21 protein-coding genes are annotated in these 22549 nt (G+C 35.8%); 10 read left to right on the top strand and 11 right to left on the bottom strand.

The window, feature by feature from the left end:
• The first annotated feature begins 80 nt into the window (after positions 1-80).
• The 3 genes from JK139_RS01625 (at position 81) to nhaA (ending at position 2558) form a co-directional block, all read left to right on the top strand.
• Positions 81-401 carry a Dabb family protein gene (locus JK139_RS01625; protein ID WP_074418123.1) on the top strand — a complete coding sequence of 107 codons (321 nt, stop codon included), beginning with the start codon at positions 81-83 and terminating at the stop codon, positions 399-401.
• A gap of 121 nt (positions 402-522) precedes the next feature.
• The gene (locus JK139_RS01620; protein WP_074420340.1) at positions 523-1251 is read left to right on the top strand and encodes a ThuA domain-containing protein; all 729 of its coding nucleotides are present in this window, start codon (positions 523-525) and stop codon (positions 1249-1251) included.
• Between the two features lie 95 nt (positions 1252-1346).
• Positions 1347-2558, top strand: a complete 1212-nt coding sequence (nhaA, locus tag JK139_RS01615) for a Na+/H+ antiporter NhaA (protein WP_074420341.1) — start codon at positions 1347-1349, stop codon at positions 2556-2558.
• 42 nt (positions 2559-2600) lie between these two features.
• Here the strand turns inward: nhaA and hisB are convergent, their stop codons facing one another.
• The 6 genes from hisB to hisG form a co-directional block, all read right to left on the bottom strand.
• Complete coding sequence (gene hisB / locus JK139_RS01610; RefSeq protein WP_074420342.1) at positions 2601-3743, bottom strand: bifunctional histidinol-phosphatase/imidazoleglycerol-phosphate dehydratase HisB; 1143 nt, start codon at positions 3741-3743, stop codon at positions 2601-2603.
• 37 nt (positions 3744-3780) lie between these two features.
• The gene (locus tag JK139_RS01605; RefSeq protein ID WP_074418127.1) at positions 3781-4206 is read right to left on the bottom strand and encodes a c-type cytochrome; all 426 of its coding nucleotides are present in this window, start codon (positions 4204-4206) and stop codon (positions 3781-3783) included.
• 112 nt (positions 4207-4318) lie between these two features.
• The gene (locus tag JK139_RS01600; protein ID WP_074420347.1) at positions 4319-5620 is read right to left on the bottom strand and encodes a PQQ-dependent sugar dehydrogenase; all 1302 of its coding nucleotides are present in this window, start codon (positions 5618-5620) and stop codon (positions 4319-4321) included.
• 130 nt (positions 5621-5750) lie between these two features.
• Complete coding sequence (gene hisC / locus JK139_RS01595; protein ID WP_074420343.1) at positions 5751-6800, bottom strand: histidinol-phosphate transaminase; 1050 nt, start codon at positions 6798-6800, stop codon at positions 5751-5753.
• Between the two features lie 31 nt (positions 6801-6831).
• On the bottom strand, positions 6832-8115 hold the full coding sequence (gene hisD, locus JK139_RS01590; RefSeq protein ID WP_074420344.1) for a histidinol dehydrogenase: 1284 nt from the start codon (positions 8113-8115) through the stop codon (positions 6832-6834).
• 12 nt (positions 8116-8127) lie between these two features.
• On the bottom strand, positions 8128-8991 hold the full coding sequence (gene hisG, locus JK139_RS01585) for an ATP phosphoribosyltransferase (protein ID WP_074420348.1): 864 nt from the start codon (positions 8989-8991) through the stop codon (positions 8128-8130).
• A 351-nt stretch (positions 8992-9342) separates the two neighbouring features.
• Here hisG and JK139_RS01580 point away from each other — a divergent pair, with 351 nt between their 5' ends.
• A complete protein-coding gene (locus tag JK139_RS01580) occupies positions 9343-9813 on the top strand; it encodes a Dps family protein (protein ID WP_074420856.1) in 471 nt (156 codons plus the stop codon).
• Between the two features lie 57 nt (positions 9814-9870).
• Here JK139_RS01580 and JK139_RS01575 read toward each other — a convergent pair whose 3' ends face one another.
• The 3 genes from JK139_RS01575 to JK139_RS01565 form a co-directional block, all read right to left on the bottom strand.
• The gene (locus tag JK139_RS01575) at positions 9871-10335 is read right to left on the bottom strand and encodes a hypothetical protein (protein WP_074420857.1); all 465 of its coding nucleotides are present in this window, start codon (positions 10333-10335) and stop codon (positions 9871-9873) included.
• 116 nt (positions 10336-10451) lie between these two features.
• Entirely contained in the window at positions 10452-11696 is a 1245-nt protein-coding gene (locus JK139_RS01570) for a peroxiredoxin family protein (protein WP_074420864.1), read from the bottom strand.
• A gap of 23 nt (positions 11697-11719) precedes the next feature.
• A complete protein-coding gene (locus JK139_RS01565) occupies positions 11720-13087 on the bottom strand; it encodes a GH1 family beta-glucosidase (RefSeq protein WP_074420858.1) in 1368 nt (455 codons plus the stop codon).
• A 124-nt stretch (positions 13088-13211) separates the two neighbouring features.
• Between JK139_RS01565 and JK139_RS01560 the strand changes: the two genes are divergently transcribed.
• Genes JK139_RS01560 through JK139_RS01545 form a run of 4 tightly spaced genes read left to right on the top strand, consistent with a single transcriptional unit; the run spans position 13212 to position 17841 of the window.
• Positions 13212-13838: a TetR/AcrR family transcriptional regulator gene (locus tag JK139_RS01560; protein WP_074420859.1), complete on the top strand. Its 627-nt coding sequence runs from the start codon at positions 13212-13214 to the stop codon at positions 13836-13838.
• 20 nt (positions 13839-13858) lie between these two features.
• Entirely contained in the window at positions 13859-14905 is a 1047-nt protein-coding gene (locus tag JK139_RS01555) for an HlyD family secretion protein (protein ID WP_074420860.1), read from the top strand.
• Positions 14906-14914: 9 nt separating this feature from the next.
• Entirely contained in the window at positions 14915-16501 is a 1587-nt protein-coding gene (locus tag JK139_RS01550) for a DHA2 family efflux MFS transporter permease subunit (RefSeq protein ID WP_074420861.1), read from the top strand.
• 56 nt (positions 16502-16557) lie between these two features.
• Positions 16558-17841, top strand: coding sequence for a TolC family protein (locus JK139_RS01545; protein ID WP_074420862.1), 1284 nt, complete (start codon positions 16558-16560; stop codon positions 17839-17841).
• 71 nt (positions 17842-17912) lie between these two features.
• Here the strand turns inward: JK139_RS01545 and JK139_RS01540 are convergent, their stop codons facing one another.
• Positions 17913-18296: an SET domain-containing protein gene (locus JK139_RS01540; protein WP_068244815.1), complete on the bottom strand. Its 384-nt coding sequence runs from the start codon at positions 18294-18296 to the stop codon at positions 17913-17915.
• 83 nt (positions 18297-18379) lie between these two features.
• On the opposite strand from JK139_RS01540, the gene mgtE reads away from it, so the two are divergent.
• The gene (mgtE, locus tag JK139_RS01535; RefSeq protein WP_218330427.1) at positions 18380-19789 is read left to right on the top strand and encodes a magnesium transporter; all 1410 of its coding nucleotides are present in this window, start codon (positions 18380-18382) and stop codon (positions 19787-19789) included.
• A 4-nt stretch (positions 19790-19793) separates the two neighbouring features.
• Here the strand turns inward: mgtE and JK139_RS01530 are convergent, their stop codons facing one another.
• Positions 19794-21632 (bottom strand): UbiD family decarboxylase, encoded by a 1839-nt coding sequence (locus tag JK139_RS01530; RefSeq protein ID WP_218330426.1) that lies wholly within the window; start codon positions 21630-21632, stop codon positions 19794-19796.
• 178 nt (positions 21633-21810) lie between these two features.
• Between JK139_RS01530 and JK139_RS01525 the strand changes: the two genes are divergently transcribed.
• Positions 21811-22542, top strand: a complete 732-nt coding sequence (locus JK139_RS01525; RefSeq protein WP_218330425.1) for a pyridoxine 5'-phosphate synthase — start codon at positions 21811-21813, stop codon at positions 22540-22542.
• Positions 22543-22549 lie beyond the last annotated feature (7 nt).

The raw sequence follows: 22549 nt of genomic DNA, 5'->3' as shown, positions 1-22549 counted from the left end.
TTTAAAAAATAAACCGGTACACCATTCAATACAATTAGATTACAATATTTTTAAACCCAATAAACATTAAAGTAACAACAATGATACCATCTAATTATTTTATTCACCATGTATATTTTTGGTTAAAAGAACCGCAGAATACTCAGGCACATCAGGAATTATACAAAGGTTTACAGGCACTCAGCAAAGTTCCTGAAATTAAAAGTTTTCATATAGGAGTGCCTGCTGCAACCAATAGAAGTGTAATAGAAAGAGGCTATCATTTTTCATGGTTGGCCATTTTTGAAAATATAACTGATGAAGAAATTTATCAAACCCATCCTATTCATTTACATTTTATTGAAACCTGCAGCCATTTGTGGGAAAAAGTAGTAGTATTTGATTCAGTAAAACCCGAATGAAAGCAATCAGTATTTTAAACTTTACACATTTCTATAAACTTGGGCAGATTTAATTTAAAAATTTCCAAACAAAATTATCATATCTGGCAACTCAATTTCATCATAATCTATTCATTGCAATATGAAAACGTTTTTTAAAAATATCATTTATTTATTCGCATTTGTATTCATAAGTTCTTTTTCAAAAAAAGAAGCGAAAGTTTTGGTATTCAGCAAAACAATGGGATATCACCATGAATCCATTGCTGCAGGTATTAAAGCCATTGAAAAGTTGGGAAAAGAGAATCATTTTATAGTAGATACTACTACCGATGGTGCTGCGTTTACAGAACAAAATCTGAAACAATATAAGGCTGTTATTTTTTTAAGTACAACAGGTACTGTTTTAAATGCTGAACAAAAACAGGCATTTCAACAATATATTGAATACGGAGGTGGTTTTGTGGGTGTACATGCAGCTACCGATACGGAATATGGCTGGCCTTGGTACAACCGATTAGTGGGCGCCTATTTCAAAAGCCATCCCGCACAGCAAAACGCTGAACTAAATATAGTAGATAAAAAATTCATTGCTACCAAACATCTACCGTCAACATGGAACCGTTGGGATGAATGGTATAATTTTAAAGATACACATTGGGACAGTGTACATGTATTGATAACCATTAATGAAAAAAGTTATAAAGGTGGTGAAAATGGCGATTACCATCCTATGAGTTGGTATCATTCATTTGATGGCGGCCGAGCATTCTACACTGCTTTAGGCCATACCGATGCATCTTATAGTGATCCACTATTTCTGGGGCATTTGTTGGGAGGTATTTTGTATGCCATGCATCAAAAACAATAACCATTTTTCTGCTTCATTGAATTCTAACATTACCTAATTGAAATGATGCATATAAGATCAGCTTCATTTCAATTAACTGCTTAAATAATTTGTATATGAGTGTTACCCACAAAAAAGAAACACAAAAATGGTTTTATCCGCTATTAGCATTTATGCATGATAGCAGGTCAATTGGTATTATATTATTGGCATGTACTGCACTTTCATTATTACTCAGCAATATTCCAAATTTAGGAGTGCACTTTACACATATCTGGCATATTCATTTTAATGGAACAGAAGCACACAGTTTCAATATATTCGGTATTCATTTACCCAATTCGCCTGTTTTGATAATCAATGATTTCTTAATGGCATTTTTTTTCTTCCTGGCAGGCATGGAAATAAAAAGAGAAGTTGTACAGGGCGAATTGAATACATTAAGAAAAGCTTTACTTCCTTCTTTAGGTGCTGTGGGCGGCATGCTGGTGCCGGCCATTTTATTCATTCAGTTTAACCGCGATACGGCATTTATGAGCGGATGGGCTATTCCAACTGCAACAGATATTGCTTTTTCATTAGGTATTGCTTCTTTATTAGGCAATAAAGTACCGGTAAATCTTAAAATATTTTTAACGGCATTGGCTATTATTGATGATTTGGGTGCTATCGTTGTTATTGCACTTTTTTATGGTGGAAAATTACATTTAGGCTATTTATTAGGCTGCACAATAACCATTGTTTTGCTCTGGTGGTTACAACGTTCCAATAAAAAATTTGGCTGGATGCATATTATATCAGGAATTTTACTCTGGTATTTTATGTTTAACTCAGGTATACATGCAACGGTAGCAGGTGTACTATTTGCATTTTTTATACCCATTAAAGACATTGTAAATTTTGAAGTTAAATTGCATCTTCCGGTTTATTTTATCATCATACCCATCTTTGCACTGGCCAATACTGCCATAATATTACCCAGCCACTTTACTGACGCATTGGATAGTTCATTAAGTTGGGGCATCATTGCCGGATTGGTGATTGGAAAGCCATTAGGTATTTGCGGTATTTCCTATTTAATTGTAAAACGAGGCTGGGCAGTTTTACCGGCCAAGGTAAACTGGCATCATATGATAGGTGCCGGAATGTTGGCAGGCATTGGCTTTACCATGAGTATTTTTATTGCGACACTTGCTTTTAAAACAACTACAGAACAAGATGTGGCTAAAATATCTGTATTGCTGGCCACCATTATTGCCATGCTGTTTGGTTATTTTTGGTTGAAAATAAACGGGAAACCTGTTATTATAAAAAAAACAAGTAAATAGGTTACCACATTTTAATGGCTACTATTTCAATAAAAATTATCATTACAAAATCCCTTTTGTGCTGGGTAAATAATTACTAAACGGATCTCTTTTAATAGCCATTTTAATGGCTTTTGCAAAGGCTTTAAAAATGGCTTCAATTTTATGGTGCTCATTTTCTCCTTTGCAGGAAACATTTAAGTTGCATTTAGCTGCATCTGTAAACGATTTAAAAAAATGAAAAAACATTTCAGTGGGCATGTCACCAATTTTTTCACGTTTAAATTCAGCATCCCAAACCAACCAGTTTCTACCGCCAAAATCAATCAACACTTTCGCCGAAGCGTCATCCATGGGTAATGCAAAGCCGTAACGCTCCATGCCTCTTTTATCCTGTAATGCCAAGGCAAATGCTTCGCCCAGTGCAATGCCTGTATCTTCTATGGTATGGTGTTCATCAATATGTAAATCGCCCTGTGCATTAATTTTTAAATCAATTTTGCCATGTCTGGCCACCTGATCTAACATATGATCAAAGAAACCAATGCCTGTATGAATTTCTGAAGTGCCATTCCCATCCAGATTTAACTCTATAAAAATTTTTGTTTCATTGGTTTTACGCTCATGAATAACAGTTCTGCTTTTTAATTTTAAGAATGCATAAATATCACTCCAGTCTAATGTTTTCAATGCAATACAGGGTTCTAACTCAGTACTGGCATGCTGTTGTATTTCATTACTTCCTAAGGTTTCATCCATATTCAGCCAAATAGCTTTGCAACCTAAATTTTTAGCCAACTGTACATCGGTAATTCTATCACCAATTACATATGAATGTTCCAGATCGTAGTTACTATTATTGATGTATTCAGTTAACATTCCAGTGCCGGGTTTTCTGGTTGGGGCATTTTCTTCAGGAAAACTTTTATCAATATGTACCGCACTAAATTCAATTCCCTCCTGTGATAAACATTCCATTATAAAATCTTGCACCGGCCAAAAACTATTTTCCGGAAAAGCAGTTGTACCCAGGCCATCCTGATTGGTTACCATCACCAATTCAAAATCTAATTCTGTTGCAATTAAACCCAAATAACGAAATACCTTTGGGTAAAAACTTAATTTTTCAAAACTGTCTATCTGGTAAGTGGGTGGAACTTCATTAATAATCGTACCGTCACGATCAATAAATAATATTTTTTTCATGCATGAAGAGATATAATCTGAAAAGAATAATTTGTAATTACTGTTTTTTAAATCTTACTAATCTCACTTCACTCGGAGTAATGGCACTGGCTTTGTTACCAAAATTGTTGCGTACAAAAGTGAGTACATCTGCAATTTGTTGATCTGTTAAATCATTATGAGGTGCCATATTATTCGAATAATAATCACCATCAATAGCAACTCTGTCGGTCATGCCATGCAAAACAATTGAAATCAATTTTGTTTTATCACCCAGTACATAAGAAGTTTGAATGAGTGGCGGATTCATATTAGGAACACCTCCCCCATCGGCCATATGGCAGGGAAGACAAACTTTATTATACACTTTTTCTCCGCGCTGCATGGATGCTTTATTGCTTGTATTTTGAAATGGGGGGATAGCAGCGGAAAATATCCAAATAAAAAACAAACCAATAATTAAAAAACTATATTTTTTTAACATGTATAAAAATTAATAATTTGGAATTCAGTAATTTTTTCAAACATCATGAGCACCCATCCTTAGTAAAGCATATTTTATGTCTTACAAAAAATCTATTATCATGTATATGGCATTATTCCTTACCGGTATAAATAATTCTGTAAATGGCACCTTTATTATCGTCGGTTACATATAAAGAACCATCAGGGCCTTGCGCTAAACCACAGGGACGGTGTGCATTTCGAGCCGATGTGATGGGTGCTTTTCCTGCAAAACCATTTGCAAATACTTCCCATTTTCCAGTAGGCTTTCCATCTTTAAAAGGTACAAATACTACATAATAGCCTTCCTGTGGTAAAGGTGCCCTGTTCCAACTACCATGAAATGCAATGAAAGCGCCATGTTTGTATTTTTCAGGAAACATATTTCCGGTATAAAATAATAAACCATCCGGGGCTAAATGACCGGGAAACGCAATAACAGGATTGATGGCATCTTCACCTGCTGTTTTTTTACCATCGCCACCATATTCGGGCGCTAAAATTTTTTTGTGTTGTATTTGATCGTAATAAATATATGGCCATCCGGCATTCGCACCTTTATACAATTCATACATACATTCAGCCGGTAATTCGGCACTTTGTTGTATGGTATATAAATTGGGCCAGTTATCATGCAACTGATCACGACCATGTTGCATAACAAACAGTGAATTGGTTTGTGTATTCCAGTCTAGCCCTACTGTATTACGCACACCAGTAGCATAATGTACACCGTTACCGTAAGATTGATGGAGTTGATCGGCTTTAAATTGCCAAATACCTCCGGCAGAATCTAATATGGGGCAGGGCTTCATACCCGGACTGCCGGCTACTCTGTCTTGTACCTGGCAGGCATTGGAGTAAGCACCAACATTTACATAAATATTGCCATCATTATCTAATGTAATGGATTTAGATTCATGTTCTCTTCTGTTCAATAACCCATGAACAATTTCTTCAGGTTGATTGGATGTTAATACCTCATGCTGATTATTTAGTTTATAACGATAAACATTTTCATCGGATGAAGCGTATAAGTAATTGTTTTTCAATGCTATACCAGTACCTATATAATTTCCAAAACCGGTACCTTCATCCACCCTTCCATCACCATTTTTATCTTTCAGTAAATAAATACCATTGCCGTTAAATAAACGAGCCAATTTTACATAAATATATCCTTCCGGAGTTACAGCAATATGCCTGGGCTTACCATAAGTATCAGTTACTTTTAAAGCACCAAATCCTTTGGGTAAAATCAGGCCTGCATTATCCGGATCAGGCACAATAGTACCCGATTTTTGTATGGTGGAATCACTGTAAACAGCATTGTGCGCCTGAACAAACAATACTGAGAGAGCAGTTACCGCTAATGATAAAATTAATTTTTTCATACGCATATATTTTATATTACAAGTGAGAAAATGCGAGAAGATAGTTTTTAAATGATTGAAATTAGCTTCAATTGTTTTTGGGCTTCTAAAGATAGATAAAGATTTTAGTTTTGAAGCGAATAATTCAATGTTATTCAATGGCTGCAAGGGCATCTACCAATAAAGTGTTTTCTTTTTCAGTACCAATGGTAATGCGCAAACAACCTTCGCACAGCTGCACATTACTTCTATCACGCACCACAATGCCTTTTGTTAATAAATAGTTATAAACCGATGATGCATTTTTTACCTTAACCAATAAAAAATTAGCATCCGATGGATACACTTTCTCTACCACCGGTATTTGTTGAAACACTTTGGCCAATGCTCCACGCATGGCTACTAATTCTTTAATCATATCATTTACCATACCTACTTCCTGCAATGCATCTGTTACCAAATCCTGTGTAACCTGATTGATATTATATGGCGGTTTTACTTTATCCATTATTTCCACAATCGGTTCATGTGCAAAGGCCATTCCCAATCGTAAACCGGCCAGTCCCCAGGCTTTACTAAAAGTTTGCAGAATAACAAGATTAGGATAATTGGATAGCTCCTGAATAAAAGATTTTTGGCGCGAAAAATTAATGTATGCCTCATCTATTACAACAATGCCGTTGTAATTGTTGAGAATGGTTTCAATATCAACCCGATTCAATGAATTACCGGTTGGATTGTTGGGAGAACAAAGCCAAATAATTTTGGTATGGATATCTACCAAATTTTCCAAATGAATGGTGTCTAACTGAAAATGCTCTGTTAAAGGTGCTTTTCTTATTTCAATATTATTAATGGCAGCCGATACCTCGTACATGCCGTAGGTAGGCGGGCAAATAATTACATTATCAACTCCCGGTTCACAAAAAGTTCTGTATAGTACATCAATACATTCATCACTACCATTCCCTAAAAATATTTGTGAGGCGGGAACTGATTTTACAGAGCTAATGGCAGCTTTTAATTTTTTTTGATGCGGATCGGGATAACGGTTATACCATTTCAGTAATGGAGAACCCAGACTGTTTTCATTGGCATCTAAAAAAACCGAAGCGTCCCCGCTAAATTCATCTCTTGCAGAGGAGTAGGGTTTTAATGCAGCAATATTTTTTCTAATTAATTTTTGTAATGAGAATGACATGATCTATGAATTTATGCGTTTGCGAGAAACATTATTCCATCGTATTTAATCGGATTTGAACAGCATTACGGTGCGCATCCAATCCTTCTGCCGCTGCCATTAATGCTACTGATGGGCCAATTAATGCCAATCCATCCTGTGTTAGTTGCTGATAGGTAATTTTTTTTACAAATGAGTCTACACTTACGCCACTATAGGCTTTTGCAAACCCGTTGGTAGGTAAAGTATGATTGGTACCACTGGCATAATCACCCACACTTTCAGGAGAAAATACACCTAAAAATACAGAACCTGCATTGGTAATTTGTTCGGCAATCAGTTCCGGTTGCCGGCAGTGCAGAATTAAATGTTCGGCTGCATAAGCATTTACAAATGCTATGGCTTCCTCCATTTTTTGAAGTACAATACATTTGCTATTATCCAAAGATTTTTTAGCTAATGTTTTACGAGGCAGCATCTTTAGTTGCTTTTCAATTTCCTCCAAGACCAAGGTTACCAATGAAGCATGTGTTGTTACCAACATTACCTGACTATCTGGTCCATGCTCAGCCTGCGATAATAAATCTGCTGCAATAAATGCTGCATTAGCCGTTTCATCGGCCAATACGCATACTTCGCTGGGGCCGGCAGGCATGTCAATAGCAACACCCTCCTGTTGTATCAATTGCTTAGCAGCGGTTACATACTGATTACCTGGTCCAAAAATTTTATATACCTGCGGTATGGTATTGGTGCCGTATGCCATGGCGCCAATAGCCTGTACTCCTCCAATACTGAATACTTTTTTAATTCCAAGTAAGGATGCCGTATATAATATTACTTCATTAACGGTACCATCTTTACGTGGAGGCGTACACAAAACAATTTCTTTACAACCGGCAATTTTTGCAGGAATAGCTAACATCAATAAAGTTGAAAATAATGGCGCTGAACCTCCTGGAATATATAATCCAACTTTATCAATAGGTACTGATTTACGCCAGCATACAACACCTGGCATTGTTTCAATTTTCTCAACTGGTTGTAATTGCTTTTCATGAAATAATGTAATGTTATTGGCCGCAACCTGAATGGCATTTTTAAGTTCAGGTTTTATTTTGAAGCTTGCAGATGCAATCTCAGCTTCCTGCACTGCTATATCTTCCAATAAAACTTTATCTAATGAAAGTGTAAATGAACGTATGGCTGCATCTCCGTTTAGTTTTACTTCTTTTAAAATATTTTGTACGGTAGCCTGTAAACCGGTATTATCAAAAACGGGACGTTGTAATAATTCTTTCCAAACTTGAGGAGCAGGATTTTCAAAAACTTGCATGGTAAAATTTATTTAAATAATCATTTTTTCAATGGGTACTACTAAAATGCCCTGAGCGCCGGCATTTTTTAATTGTTCAATAATATCCCAAAATTGATTTTCACTTAATACACTATGCACACTACTCCACCCTTGTTCTGCCAAAGGCAGTACCGTTGGGCTTTTCATACCCGGCAACAAAGCAATGATTTCAGTTAATTTATGGTTGGGTGCATTTAATAAAACGTATTTGTTATTCTTAGCTTTTTTTACTGCCTGTATACGAAACAATAATTTGTTCAGTAATTGTTGTTTGTGCTGTGGCAATTGTTCATTTTGAATTAATACTGCCTGTGAATTTAAAATTACTTCCGATTCTGCCAATCCATTCATAAATAAAGTTGAACCGCTGCTTACCAAATCACAAATAGCATCTGCTAAACCAATTCCCGGCGCAATTTCAACACTGCCGCTAATTTCATGTATTTCGGCATCGATATTTTTTTGTTGTAAGTATTGTTGTAATAAAACGGGATAACTGGTTGCAATTTTTTTACCCTGTAAATATTCGGGGCCTGCATACACATCACCTTTTTTAACGGCAATAGACAAACGGCATTTACCAAATCCTAATTTTTCAACCACCGCTACTTTTTTATTTTTTTCATATACCACATTTTCACCAACAAATCCAATATCTGCAACAGCATCTTCTACATATTGCGGTATATCATCATCTCTCAGAAAAAATACTTCAATCGGGAAATTACTTGCTTCGGTTTTTAATTTATTTACACCATTGGTAATATCAATACCACATTCTTTCAATAATTTCATTGAATCATCATGTAGTCTTCCACTTTTTTGAATAGCCAATTTTAATTTTTCGTTTTGCATATCATTTTTGTTTTTCACCTATTTGTCAAGGTTTGTAAAATAAAAAAAGCTTACCGGAGTAAGCTTCTAATGTTATGGAAAGTATAAACACAAAACATCATCTGCTTACAAAGGTGGCAGTGTATGATGATGCATGTATACGTTATTTAAATTCATTTGTTTTTTATTTCGCTGCAAAGCTAAGGCATTGATTGGAATAGAGAAATTTTTTTTTGAAAAAACTCAAACACCGGTGTTATAAATTGAACAATAACCATTGCAATGAATGATAGTTGCAAAATATAGCAATCTTATAACAAGATATTTCAATTTATTCAATAAATTTGTAAGGAACCATTAAAAATAAAATTTATGAAAGCAAATATTGGAATCAACGATCAACATGCACAATCAGCAGCCAAAAAATTAAACCAGATATTGGCCGATGAATATGTACTATACACCAAAGTACGAAATTGTCATTGGAATATTGAAGGCAGTAATTTTATGGAAATGCACAAGTTTTATGAGGATATGTACAATGGTATTGATGAAATAATTGATGAAATTGCAGAAAGGGTAAGAATGTTGGGCCATTATGCTGAAGGAAGATTAAAAGATTTTTTAGCCTTAACCAACTTATTGGAAGAAGAATATACCAATAACCAAAAGAAACAATTAGAAAATTTGTTGAATGATCACGAAACCATGATTCGCAGTTTACGCAACGATATTGTTTTATTTTCTGACGAATACAAGGATTTGGGAAATGCAGATTTTTTAACCGGTTTGTTGAAAATGCACGAAAAATGGGCATGGTTTGTAAGAAGTTATCTTAAATAAAAGTTGAAGCAATTTTAGCGCATAAAAGCCGGGACACTACCCGGTTTTTTTGTGAAACTACTTTTTATGTGAAGCTGTTTTTTTACCGCGATGCTTGTGTTGGTGGGTTTGTGGTGGGTGGTGCGTAGGTTGTAACATTTTTTTGCGTAACAGATTGCCTAATAAAATAAGGGCAAGTGCAAACAATGCAAACAAAATAATAGGGAAATTAATGTTACCGGTAATGGTAATTTGTATTATAATCCAAATAGCAAAAATAATTCCTTCTGCCATAACAAGAATAGGATGAAATGCAATATGCTGTATGCAGCTCCAGGCTGCAATCAGGCTTCCCAAGCCAATAAAAACAACCAATAACCAACCCGGTGTGCTATAAGATGAAAATGGAGTGCCTTGTAAATCATCGTATGACAATCCTAATGAACGGCCACTGGAATCGTTGATTAAGCTAAATCCAATATACAATGCAGTAAGTGCTGCAATAATTAGTATAGCAATTAAAAATTGACGAATTGTTTTCATATAGCAATACAGTTTTAGTGAATGAATGAAATAATTATTTACATTATTTTATATACCCGGAAATGTTGATAGATAAAGTTACAATCCGTTGCTTAAAATTTCACAAATACTTAGAATTATTCTGTAGTACTATTTTGCTGCAACAAATATTGTATGGTATGTTCAAAATCTTCCTGAAATTTTTTATAATATTCACCTGAACCCGGGCCATAAAAGCCGGTATCTATTTTGGCAACTTTCCCATCTTTACCAATAAAGATAAGCGTTGGAAATACTTTAATGGACTGTAAAGCCGGTAAAGTTTTCTCTGTTTTCAAACTATCATTTACCGCAGCGCCTGTAATTAAAATGGGATATTGTACATTAAACCGATGCTGAAATTTTTCAAGACTGGCTTTTGATCGGTTAAAGTCAGTACTCAATTCATAAGCCAAAGCAATTACTGCAACGCCTTTATCTTTATAGGCATCATAAAACTTACTGAGAAATTGTGTTTCATCCATGCAGTTAGGGCACCAGGAACCCATAATTTGCAAAACCACTACTTTATTTTTAAACGCAGCATCCTGCAAAGAAACCGGATGATGATTTAAATCGGGAAAAGTAAAATGCAATGTTGTTTCACCGGGTTTCATATAAGTGGCAGCAATTGAATCGGGCAATTGTGCGTTTCTGTTTTTAACAGCAGAAAATTTTTCAGTAGCCGTAGCATCAGAATAAAAAAAGCCATTTTTTAAAATGCTGTCGTTTTCAGCAATGGCATGAAAAAGATAAGCATGGCCTCCATCAAAAGTAGAGAGCTTTAATGTATCGCCGGTTACAATTCCGCTCAGGTATCTGTAATCGCCACTGGGTGTTAAGAATGTGCCCGTTATAATATTACCGGTTTGTTTAAATTCGGCAATGGCAGGCCGTAAAGTTCCATTGGGTCTGGTGAATGTTACCTGCCATCTGCCCGATAAATTAGCGGAAGCAGGGCTTGTTTGTTGAAATTTATCTGGTTGAACCGTTGCTGTAAAAGGTAATTCAACAGGTATTGCAGAGGTTCCTTTTTTCCAAACCCCCTGCCATAAATCAGGTGCCAGTACTTTGGCTTTAAACTGCGATTCAAATACGGGCATCTGTATAAAAACAGAATCGTTTCTGAATTGAACACTGTCCACCAAAAATTTATCCGAACCATTTAACAGATACAAAACGGTTTTGTGCTGCAGGGTAGCTAATTGAAAATTAAATACTATAGTATTCCCATCCGGACGTTTCATACCTGCAGTCCAAATACTTTGGGCATTTACTTGTTGTGTAACAAAAAAAGTAATGAAAAGAAAAATTAAAATGAATTTTCGTTGCTCGTTTTGCATTATTGCTTTAATCATTGTTTTAATCATTGATTTGTGTTCAATAAAAATTGCTGCCACCAGAAACCTGAATTTTTGATGGTACGTTGTTGCGTTTTAAAATCAACATGCACCAACCCAAATGGAGCCTGAAAACCTTCTGACCATTCAAAATTATCGGTTAATGTCCATACATAATATCCTTTTATAGGTATTCCATCTTTTTTTGCTTGTAACAGTGTCCTTAAATAACTCTTAAAATATGCAATACGCTGCACATCATGAATCATACCATTGTGCAGTTTATCTTTAAAGCAGGCACCATTTTCAGTTATAATCATTTTATTTACATTCGGATAATCTGCGAACTGTTTTAAAATATTATAAAAACTTTTTGCATTAATTTCCCAGCCTAAATCAGTATGCGGTACTTTACGTTTGGCAGCTTTCACCTCAATAGCCTGCACATAAGGAATCATAGCCTGATGGGCTACCGTAACGGGAAAATAATTTTGAAGGCCGATAAAATCAAAATCAAATTTCATCCTTTCCGTATATTTCCATGCTTTGGTATATAGGTGCAATCGATCCATTAAAATAAAATCATCCGAAGGATAACCCATACCCAAGGCAGGTTCAATAAATAATCGGTTAAATAAAATATCAATTTTTTTGGATGCCACAATATCTTCTTTTTTTTCTGAAGCCGGTACAACTTCACTGCACGAAAATGTGGTTCCAATCATTGCGTCCGGCACCATTGCACGAACAATTCTGCCGCCTTCAGCCTGAGCCAATACTGCATTGTGTACAGCAGCAAAAAATTGTTGTATACCCGATTTTCCTGGTGCATGTTTACCCAGCATATATCCCAATGAGGTAAAGCCCATTGGTTCATTCAGAATAATCCACTGCTTTACTTTGTTGCCATATTCGTGCATACAAACCGTAACATATTTTGTAAACCATTTTAGTAAGGAATGAGAAGTCCATCCACCCTCCTTTTGTAATGCCAATGGTAAATCCCAATGATAGAGCGTAATACAGGGTGTTAACCCTAAAGCAATGCATTCATCTATAACATGATGATAAAAATGAATTCCTTCTTTATTCACAGAACCGGTTCCATTCGGTATAATTCGGCTCCAGGAAATTGAAAAACGAAATACTTTAAATCCCATCTGTTTTACCAACTGCAAATCATTTTTATAACGGTGGTAAAAATCGCAACACTCATCAGGTTTGGCATTCCCCTTAATTTTTCCGCTACGAATTGCAAACTGATCCCAAATGGAAGGGCCGCGTCCATATAAATTATGAGCACCTTCATTTTGTGCGGCTGCAATGGCAATGCCCCATAAAAAATCAGAACCAAAATCAGCTGCATTGAACGATGTAGATGTAGGTGTATACATATTAGTTTGAATGTCCTAAAATTCCATGATTATTTTGATATACACATTAAAATTTGATAAAAATAAATCAAACGTTTGTTTAAATCAAACATTTGTTTAAAATTTGCATTTTAATAGTTACACTATGAGTATAGACAAGAAGGAATTGATTATACAAACCGCCATTTCCCTTTTTTCAGAAAAGGGATTTGAGGGCACTTCAATTCGTGATTTAGCACAGAAAGCAGAAGTGAATCTTGCTATGGTAAACTACTATTTTGGTTCAAAAGAGAAATTGTTCGAAGCCATAGTAGAAGAAAAGGTTCGTTATATAAGGGGTCGTATTGAGGATTTGGAAAATGATAAAAACCTTAGTGAAATTGAAAAAATTGATTTAATTATAGAAGCTTATGTAGATCGCTTTTTATCCTATCCAGATTTTCATAAGGTGATGGAACAGGAAATGCTGGTTTCGCAGCGAAAAGATTTGCATAAGAAAGTGATTGAAATAGTAACGCAGAACATCAACAATTTTACAAAAATTATTGAAAAAGGTATTCGAAAAAAAGTATTTAAAAAGGTAGATGCTCCTCTCCTTTTTGCCAGCATTATCGGTACCATTAATCAGGTACTGAAATCGAAACAAATTTGTTGTGTATATATTTTCAGAGAAAGTAATAAAGATTTTAATCCTTACTCCGATGAACATTTTAGGAAACGACTCGTTACACACATTCAACAAATGGTTCATTCTACATTATTACAATCATAAAAAATAAATCATCAAAATACATGGAACAGCAAGCACAGGAACAAAAGAAAAAATCACCCATCAGATTAATTATACTCATTGCGGTTTTATTGATAGCAGGGTATTTTATTTTCGATAAAATAAAATTTGCACTAACCCATGAAACTACCGACGATGCTCAGGTTGAGGGGCAAATTACCCCTGTTTTACCCAGGATTTCAGGTTATATTAAAACATTGTATATAAGAGATTATGACAGTGTAAAAGCCGGACAATTGGTAGCAGAAATTGATGATGCAGATTTATTGTTGCAACTGAAAGAAATGGAGGCTACTTTGGCTCAAACAAAAATAGATATTGTAAATGCCAGAGCTACTTTAAATAATGCATTGGTTACTTTAAAAGTAAACAAAGGGAATATTGACTTAAGCGAATTAAGACTGAAGAAAGCGCAACAGGATTTGAATAGAGATAAAAATTTATTTGTAGCTGAAGCCATTACCAAAAAACAATTAGACGACACACAGTACAATTATGAAACAGCACTTCAGCAATATCAAAACTCGCATAGAGATTATAATGCGGCCGATAGCAGACTGGCTGTGTTAAGAGCATCAGTTGAAAAAGCCGAAGCATCTATTGCTGTGCAACAAGCAAAAATTGACCAACAAAAACTTAAATTAACTTACACTAAAATTTTTGCGCCACAATCGGGGAAAATTGGCAAACGAAATGTTAGCGAAGGCCAGTTTGTGCAAGAGGGCACCCCATTGTTTTCGATTGTTGACAATAGTACTTATTGGGTAGTGGCCAATTTTAAAGAAAACCAGCTTCGCCATTTATATAGGGGCAAAAGAGTTGAAATTAATATAGATGCTTATCCGAATTTAAAAATTACAGGAACCATTGCCAATTTAAGTGATGCTACAGGTGCCAAATTTGCCTTGCTTCCTCCAGATAATTCTAGCGGCAACTTTGTAAAAGTTACCCAACGTGTGCCTGTTAAAATAAATTTCGACAATATTGATCAATTCAAAGATTTATTGAGGGCCGGTTTAAGTGTATATGTAGTTGCTAATAACAAATAAAAAAAATTCATGGCTACACCAAAAGGATTTGCCCGTACCATTATTGTGTTAACTACCGTTACAGCAGCCGTAATGGAATTAATTGACACATCTATTGTAAATGTGGCTTTAAATGATATGAGTGGAAGTTTGGGCGTAAGTATAGAAGATATTAGCTGGGTAATTACTTCTTATGCCATAGCAAACGTAATTATTATTCCCCTAACCGGATTTTTAGCCGAATATTTTGGCCGTAAAAATTATTATCTGGTATCCATGATCATTTTTACAGCAGCATCGTACATGTGCGCCCAATCTTCCTCGCTGGTTGAAATTATTGCTTGGCGCTTTGTGCAGGGCATTGGAGGTGGAGCGCTACTATCTACCTCCCAAGCCATTTTATTTGATGCATTTGAACCACAGGATCGCCCAATTGCTTCCGGATTGTTTGGGATGGGTATTGTACTGGGGCCAACGCTGGGGCCAACACTTGGCGGATATATTATAGACCACGCTTCCTGGCCTCTGATTTTTATGATTAATATTCCTATTGGCATTATTGCTACCATGCTTACTTTCTACTTTATTGAAAAAAAGGAAGGCGAAGGGAAAAAGAAAAAATCCATACATATCGATTACAACGGTATACTATTGCTGGCAGCAGGTATTGGCTGTTTACAATTTGTATTGGAACGGGGTGAAGCAGATGATTGGTTTAGTAGTTCTGCCATACGTATATGTTCTGTTATTGCAGTGGTAGGTATAATAGGCTTTATTATTTATGAGTTAAGTATTAAAGAACCTGCTGTTAATTTAAGGGTATTGGGTAATCGTAATCTGGCATTTACCACCATTTTTACTTTCGTTGCAGGATTGGGATTATTTACTTCTGTATTTGTATATCCGGTATTGGCACAACGTATATTGGGTTTTACTGCATACGATACCGGCATTTCACTACTGCCCCCTACACTTGCTGCTGTCGTAATGCTGCCCATTGTAGGAAAAATAATGAGTAAAGGCGTATCACCCATTCCATTTGTTGTAGCAGGTTTTTTACTGTTTGCAGCTTATAGTGTATTAACCTCAGAAGTAAGTTCGGATGTAGGTAAATGGGACTTCTTTGTACCATTATTATTGAGAGCAATTGGCATTTCAATGGTACAATTACCACTTATTAATCAGGCAGTAGCCGGACTTGAACCCAAAGATTATGCTGCAGGTATTTCATTAAATAATATGATCCGGCAATTAGGTGGCGCATTTGGTATTGCCATGGCCAACAATTATATATCACACCAATATGCACAACACAGGAGTGATTTGGTAAGTAATATGCCATCAGGTTCTCCTTTACTATTACAGCGTGTGCAAATCATTGCACAGGATTTAATCAGTAAAACAGGCGCCAGTTTACAGGATGCAACCCATCAGGCTTATGGTTTTATCAATGCTTCAGTAGAAAGGCAATCCTATTACTTAGCTTATCTGGATACGTTTAGATTAATTGCTATATTTTTTGTAATGGTAATTCCTTTAGTGGCATTTTTAAGAGTAAAAAAACAAAATGCAGCAGAGAAAGCAGCGATGATGAAAGCAGCCAGTGAAGCGCATTAAGTCAACATCCAGTATTGTTTAAACGTACCATAACAATTGAATTAAAATAAGGAAAGATGAAAAAATATAATTTTTTAATATTATTTACTTTAATAGCTGTTTTTTGCCAGGCACAAGTGCAGGTAAACACAGAATTAAAAAATTTGATTAATCAATCTTTTACTTTTTATCCCAAAGTAAAAGAAGTAAATAATACCATTAGTACTGCACAACAAAAATTAGAACTTACCAAACTGAATAATATGCCGGAAATTACCGGTAATGCCAGTTATGCATATGTACAACCAAAAATCACCATCCCATTAGGTGGTACCGATTTTCAGTTTGCGCCTGTTAACAGTATGAATGCCAGTATGAATGCGCAATATGCATTATTTGATTTTGGAAGATTGAAAGCCAATATTGAAAAATCGAAAGATGAATTGCAAACTGCCACACATAATCTTGCAAATGTAAAATCGCAATTAGCCAATCAGGTTTCCATTATTTATTATAATATGGTTTATTTGAAAAAAGCAATTGCAATTCAGGATAGTGTTTTAAAGTTTTTAAATGACAATAAAAAAATAGTAGATGCAAAATTAAAAAATGGCGATGCACTTAAAATTGATGTAATGAATATACAAGCCGCAATTGATAATGAACAAAACAGAAAAGTTGATCTTCTAAATTCATTACAAAAGCAACTAAATTTACTGGCATATACTACCGGCACCAATTTTGAAAATGGAACAACATTCGATTTTGATTTAACAGCTACCAATAATATTGATGATTTAATCAGCATTGCACAAGCCACCAATATGGATTTTGTTATTATGAAAGATAAAATAAAAGAGGCTTTAAGCGATGTAAATATTGCCAAACTTTCCAATAAACCAATAGTAGGTTTACAGGCAGCAGCAGGTTACAAAAATGGATATGTTCCTGAAGTTGAAAATCCCCGTTTTAATTATGTTGCAGGTGTTGGAATCACCATTCCTATTTATAATGGCGGTAAAACCAAACAGCAGGTTAAACTGGCACAAAATATTGTAAAACAAAATGAATTGGCACAGGAAACATTAAATAATAATTATCGAAAAGATATACAGCAAGCCCTTACCGATATTAAAAGTAATATGGAACGAATTCAAAATACAACCGGACAAATTGAAGAAGCTGTATATGCAGAAAAATTAGCCGCTTCCCGGTTTTTAAATGGTACAGGCACCAATTTAGAGTTAACCAATGCCAGTACCAACGTGCAAAGGGCTGCTTTAACCAGATTGCAATATGAATACCAATTATGCCTGGCTAAAATTGAATTAGCACGATTAATTGGCTATAAGTATTGGTAATTTTTTTATAGTTGGGTTTTGGTGAATTACGGGGCTGTATTCTTACAGCCCCTTTTTATAACTGTATCAAATTATTTTGCATCGAACCAAATTTTTGTTGTATCATTTGGATTTGCATTGTAATTAATAAAAATCTCATCGCCTTTATTAATTTTTTTTACAGTAGTAATCGTCATTAATGCGCTTTCAAAATCCATCGTATAATCAGCATTAGCATCATAATCATGATTGTATAAAGATAGATAGCCTAACCCTAATGCTGCCAGCTTCCGCGACCTACCCCACTCAAAAATGTAATTATATAACAAAGTTTGCTCTACAATCAAACGTTCCTGTTTACTAAAAACCAACACCGGTGAAATTTCAATAATGGTTCCGGATGGTATAACGGCTAAAGCAAATACTCCTCTCCCTCCTTTTGGGGAGGGTGCTATGATTAAATCTGGTAATATCATTTCTTATTCACTAATGCAGGCGAAGTTAGCAGAATTCAGTATCTCAAATTTTTTCTTCCTCTGTTAAAGGCTTAAATTGCAATATGGCTGAAATTTCAAAAAAAAATATTTCCAAAGAAGACCAATTCTTGCATTATTTGCAATCTGATAACAAAGAAGGGCTTTCCTATTTTTTAAATAACCTGCATATCAGCGATGTTGTTGAATTGGTAAACCAATTTCCGGATGAAGAGGCTACCATCCTCTCTAACATGTCTATTCACCGAGCCATCAATGTTTTTAAAATTTTAGATATTGCGCAACAGAAAGACATTATTAAAACCTTACCACCTGCCAAAACTGCTGAATTACTGAATGAATTGCCACCCGATGACAGAACTGCTTTTTTAGCAGAATTGCCCAATCATATTATTCGCGATTTAATTAAACTACTCAATCCAGAAGAAAGAAAAATTACATTGGCTTTATTAGGTTATCCGGAAGATTCTGTAGGCCGCTTAATGACACCCGACTATGTGTATGTATATGAATACAATACCATAGAAGAAGTTTTTGCTACTATCCGAAAATTTGCCAAGAATAGCGAAACCATTGATGTGATTTATGTCATTAACCACAAAGGGGAATTATTAGATGATATACGTATTAAGGATATTTTATTGGCAGTACCCAACGCTTTGGTTTCAGAAATTATGGATGGAAGAGTCATTACATTGAATGTACATGACGATCAGGAATATGCCGGTAAAATTTTTAAAATGAATAACCGGGTAGCTTTACCGGTAGTGGATGACAATAATATTTTATTGGGTATTGTTACCATTGATGATATACTTTGGGTAACCAATGAAGAATTTAGTGAAGACATACAAAAAATAGGTGGAACGGAGGCATTAGATGAGCCTTATTTGGATATCTCTTTTTTAAAACTCATCAAAAAAAGAGTAGGATGGCTTATCGTTTTATTTTTAAGTGAAATGCTAACTGCAACAGCGATGGCCTATTTTGCCGATGAAATTGAAAAAGCTGTTGTTTTATCCATATTTGTTCCACTCATTATGTCGAGTGGCGGCAACAGCGGCTCGCAGGCCTCTACCCTTATTATTCAGGCAATGGCAGTGGGCGAAGTTTCTTTAACCGACTGGTGGCGGGTAATGCGCAGAGAAATTAGCAGTGGAATTATTTTAGGAAGTATCTTGGGACTCATTGGTTTTATCAGAATTGCATCCTGGCATGTTTTAATGCAGCATGGCATTATTCAGAACTTATATGGTACCCACTGGTTGTTAATTGGATTTACGGTTGGGGTAAGTTTAATTGGAGTAGTTTTATGGGGAACCCTATCCGGCTCAATGTTGCCTATGCTGCTTAAAAAATTGGGGGCCGACCCTGCAGTTTCTTCCGCGCCTTTTGTGGCAACATTGGTGGATGTTACCGGTCTGATTATTTATTTCAGTGTAGCCTATCTTTTTTTAAGAGGCATATTATTGTAACAGCTTATACAATTCCATATAAACTTCCGCCTTTTGCAAAAATCGGATCGATTTTTTTTTGGATTTCCGGCAATACTTCAACCGGAGGAGCATGATGTGGTTTAATGCGTGCATCAATTACCAATGGTCCTTTGCAACCCCAATGTTTGTTTTCAATAAAGGCACCAATACCATGTATATCATGCGATGGATTGGAACGCGTAAAGGTAACCCACAAAAAATTGTTGAGGGTAGCCGCAGTAAATACACTGCTGTCACAGAATACAATACAAGCCACATCAGACAATGTATTCCATCTCTCTTTGAGTTGTGTTTCTAAAATTTCTAAAGTTTGTTTTGCTGCATCTGTATCTGTATAAGGCTGTGCTGTTATGGCAATAACCCCGGGTATTACCAGTTGCGCATTTTCAAAAGAATGGAGTTCTTTTAATTGAACAGGCACCTCAGTGCATAAGCGCCTAATTGGATTTCCGTATGCAGCAAATACTACCTTACTGCCTTTGTTGAATCCTGCTCCGCTGTAATCCAATGTATCAATACTGGTATTGGTATAAAAATGCACATCCCGGGTAAAATCAATTCGCTCCATTACAAACTGCATAAATTCAGGTACGTTAGATGTAGTTAACTGTTTGGTATCATCAGCAGTAATGAATAAAAATTTAGCCAGACTCAATTGGCCGGTTCCCAAAATATGATTGGCAATGGTTAAAATTTCCGCAGGCTCTCTGGCAGGATTAAATGGCGTATATCTTTCGCTGCCAATAGCCAGCAACAATGGATGTACACCTGCAGCATCCACTGCATGAATTTCACGCACACCCGGAATTTCCTTTGTAACAGCATTACCGGTAAGTTCATGAATTAATGCTCCAAAACTGGTATCTTCCTGTGGTGGCCTGCCTACAACCGTAAATGGCCAAATGGCATTTTTCTTTGCAAATACCTTATGCACTTTCATTACAGGAAATGGATGTTTCAAACTATAATAACCTAAATGGTCACCAAATGGTCCTTCCGGTTTGTTTTCTCCCGGCATTACTTCACCCGTAATTACAAAATCAGCATCAGTACTAATGGCAAATCCATCTACATAGGTATAACGAAATCTTCTGGCACCCAATGCCCCTGCAAAAACCATTTCGCTTATGCCCTCTGGTAATGGCATTACTGCTGCCAAACTATGTGCCGGCGGGCCACCCACAAAACAGCTTACTTTTAATGGAACGCCTTTTGCATTGGCTTTTGTTTGATGAATACCAATACCTCTGTGTAATTGATAATGCAACCCAATTTCTTTATTCCATACATAATCATTCCCTGTTAATTGAATGCGGTACATGCCAAGATTAGCATGCATAATGCCAGGTTGTTCAACATCTTCCGTATACACTTGCGGAAGCGTAACGAATGCCCCGCCATCATTGGGCCAGTGCCGTATTAACGGCAAATCACTGATTTGAATTTGATTAGCTAATACCGGCTTTAGAATGGGATTTTTTAAGGGCAATGCTTTCAATGCAGCCCATCCGGTGTATAAATATTTAAAAGGTGATTGTAGTGCTTTAATGGGATTATCTTTCAGCTCAATTAACTGTTGTACCAATTGAAAAGTATCTCGAAAAATAAATTTACTTCTTTCCACTGTTCCAAAAATGTTGGAAGCAGCTCTATACGGTGTACCCTTTACATTTTCAAACAACAATGCCGGCCCACCTGCAGCATGCACTCTTAAATGAATAGCAGCCATCTCCAAATTGGGGTCTACGGCTTCTTTAATACGCACTAAGTGACCATTTTTTTCTAAATCATTGATGCAGGCTTCTAATGTGGCATACGACATAACAGTAAGAACAATTGCTCTTTTACAAAGTTCTATGCGAAGTTACTGTAGTTTTCAAATGAACCATACAGTAATTCAACTTCTTTACTTTCAACATAATTAAAGAAAATATTCAATACTGACCAATATTGCGGCATTGCATTTTTTATAATTACTTTGCATAAAATAACTCAGTTGTATGAATACACGGTTAAGTGTCAATATTAATAAATTTGCCACTTTACGCAATGCCAGGGGTGGCAATAATCCCAATGTAGTCAAAGTAGCTATCGATGCACAGCTTTTTGGTGCAGAAGGTATTACTGTGCATCCGCGACCTGATGAACGGCATATTACTTACCAGGATGTGTTGGATATTAAAAAAGTAATTACTACTGAATTTAATATAGAAGGAAACCCATCTGAACAAAAGTTTGTTGAGCTGGTGCTGGCTGCTAAACCAGATCAGGTAACATTAGTACCCGATGCCACAAAACAATTAACCAGCGACCATGGCTGGGACACGATTCAACACAAAGATTTTTTAATAGATATCATCGGCACATTTAAAAAGGCAGGAATCCGGGTATCAATTTTTATAGACCCGGATTTAAAAATGGTAGAAGCCGCAGCCAAAACCAATACCGACAGAATTGAATTGTATACAGAAATGTATGCCCGTGAATTTGCTGCAGGAAAAAAGGAAATGGCTATTCAACCTTATCAGTCAGCTGCAAAATTAGCGTCCACCTTAGGTTTGGGTATTAATGCAGGGCACGACTTAGATTTATATAACCTTCACTATTTCAGGCAACATATTTCGCATTTGGATGAAGTGAGCATTGGCCATGCCTTAATTTGCGATGCATTGTATTTGGGTTTTGAAAACACCATTCAACTATATAAACGGCAATTACAAATTGCAGTATAAAAAAAAT

Origin of the sequence: Hydrotalea lipotrueae (assembly GCF_019249625.1) — a bacterium.
In the GTDB taxonomy this organism is placed as follows: Bacteria; Bacteroidota; Bacteroidia; order Chitinophagales; family Chitinophagaceae; genus Hydrotalea; species Hydrotalea flava.
The sequence above is the reverse complement of the archived record's forward strand: the minus strand, read 5'-3'. Positions and strand labels throughout refer to the sequence as shown.

Excerpts from the sequence above, each read along its gene's own strand:
- mgtE (WP_218330427.1), top strand. The coding sequence starts at position 18,380 with ATGGCTGAAATTTCAAAAAAAAATATTTCCAAAGAAGACCAATTCTTG.
- JK139_RS01540 (WP_068244815.1), bottom strand. The coding sequence starts at position 18,296 with ATGATATTACCAGATTTAATCATAGCACCCTCCCCAAAAGGAGGGAGA.
- nhaA (WP_074420341.1), top strand. The coding sequence starts at position 1,347 with ATGAGTGTTACCCACAAAAAAGAAACACAAAAATGGTTTTATCCGCTA.
- JK139_RS01575 (WP_074420857.1), bottom strand. The coding sequence starts at position 10,335 with ATGAAAACAATTCGTCAATTTTTAATTGCTATACTAATTATTGCAGCA.
- hisD (WP_074420344.1), bottom strand. The coding sequence starts at position 8,115 with ATGCAAGTTTTTGAAAATCCTGCTCCTCAAGTTTGGAAAGAATTATTA.
- JK139_RS01555 (WP_074420860.1), top strand. The coding sequence starts at position 13,859 with ATGGAACAGCAAGCACAGGAACAAAAGAAAAAATCACCCATCAGATTA.
- JK139_RS01560 (WP_074420859.1), top strand. The coding sequence starts at position 13,212 with ATGAGTATAGACAAGAAGGAATTGATTATACAAACCGCCATTTCCCTT.
- JK139_RS01620 (WP_074420340.1), top strand. The coding sequence starts at position 523 with ATGAAAACGTTTTTTAAAAATATCATTTATTTATTCGCATTTGTATTC.
- hisB (WP_074420342.1), bottom strand. The coding sequence starts at position 3,743 with ATGAAAAAAATATTATTTATTGATCGTGACGGTACGATTATTAATGAA.
- JK139_RS01530 (WP_218330426.1), bottom strand. The coding sequence starts at position 21,632 with ATGTCGTATGCCACATTAGAAGCCTGCATCAATGATTTAGAAAAAAAT.
- JK139_RS01570 (WP_074420864.1), bottom strand. The coding sequence starts at position 11,696 with ATGCAAAACGAGCAACGAAAATTCATTTTAATTTTTCTTTTCATTACT.
- JK139_RS01525 (WP_218330425.1), top strand. The coding sequence starts at position 21,811 with ATGAATACACGGTTAAGTGTCAATATTAATAAATTTGCCACTTTACGC.
- JK139_RS01605 (WP_074418127.1), bottom strand. The coding sequence starts at position 4,206 with ATGTTAAAAAAATATAGTTTTTTAATTATTGGTTTGTTTTTTATTTGG.
- hisG (WP_074420348.1), bottom strand. The coding sequence starts at position 8,991 with ATGCAAAACGAAAAATTAAAATTGGCTATTCAAAAAAGTGGAAGACTA.
- JK139_RS01565 (WP_074420858.1), bottom strand. The coding sequence starts at position 13,087 with ATGTATACACCTACATCTACATCGTTCAATGCAGCTGATTTTGGTTCT.
- JK139_RS01600 (WP_074420347.1), bottom strand. The coding sequence starts at position 5,620 with ATGAAAAAATTAATTTTATCATTAGCGGTAACTGCTCTCTCAGTATTG.
- JK139_RS01545 (WP_074420862.1), top strand. The coding sequence starts at position 16,558 with ATGAAAAAATATAATTTTTTAATATTATTTACTTTAATAGCTGTTTTT.
- JK139_RS01580 (WP_074420856.1), top strand. The coding sequence starts at position 9,343 with ATGAAAGCAAATATTGGAATCAACGATCAACATGCACAATCAGCAGCC.
- hisC (WP_074420343.1), bottom strand. The coding sequence starts at position 6,800 with ATGTCATTCTCATTACAAAAATTAATTAGAAAAAATATTGCTGCATTA.
- JK139_RS01550 (WP_074420861.1), top strand. The coding sequence starts at position 14,915 with ATGGCTACACCAAAAGGATTTGCCCGTACCATTATTGTGTTAACTACC.
- JK139_RS01625 (WP_074418123.1), top strand. The coding sequence starts at position 81 with ATGATACCATCTAATTATTTTATTCACCATGTATATTTTTGGTTAAAA.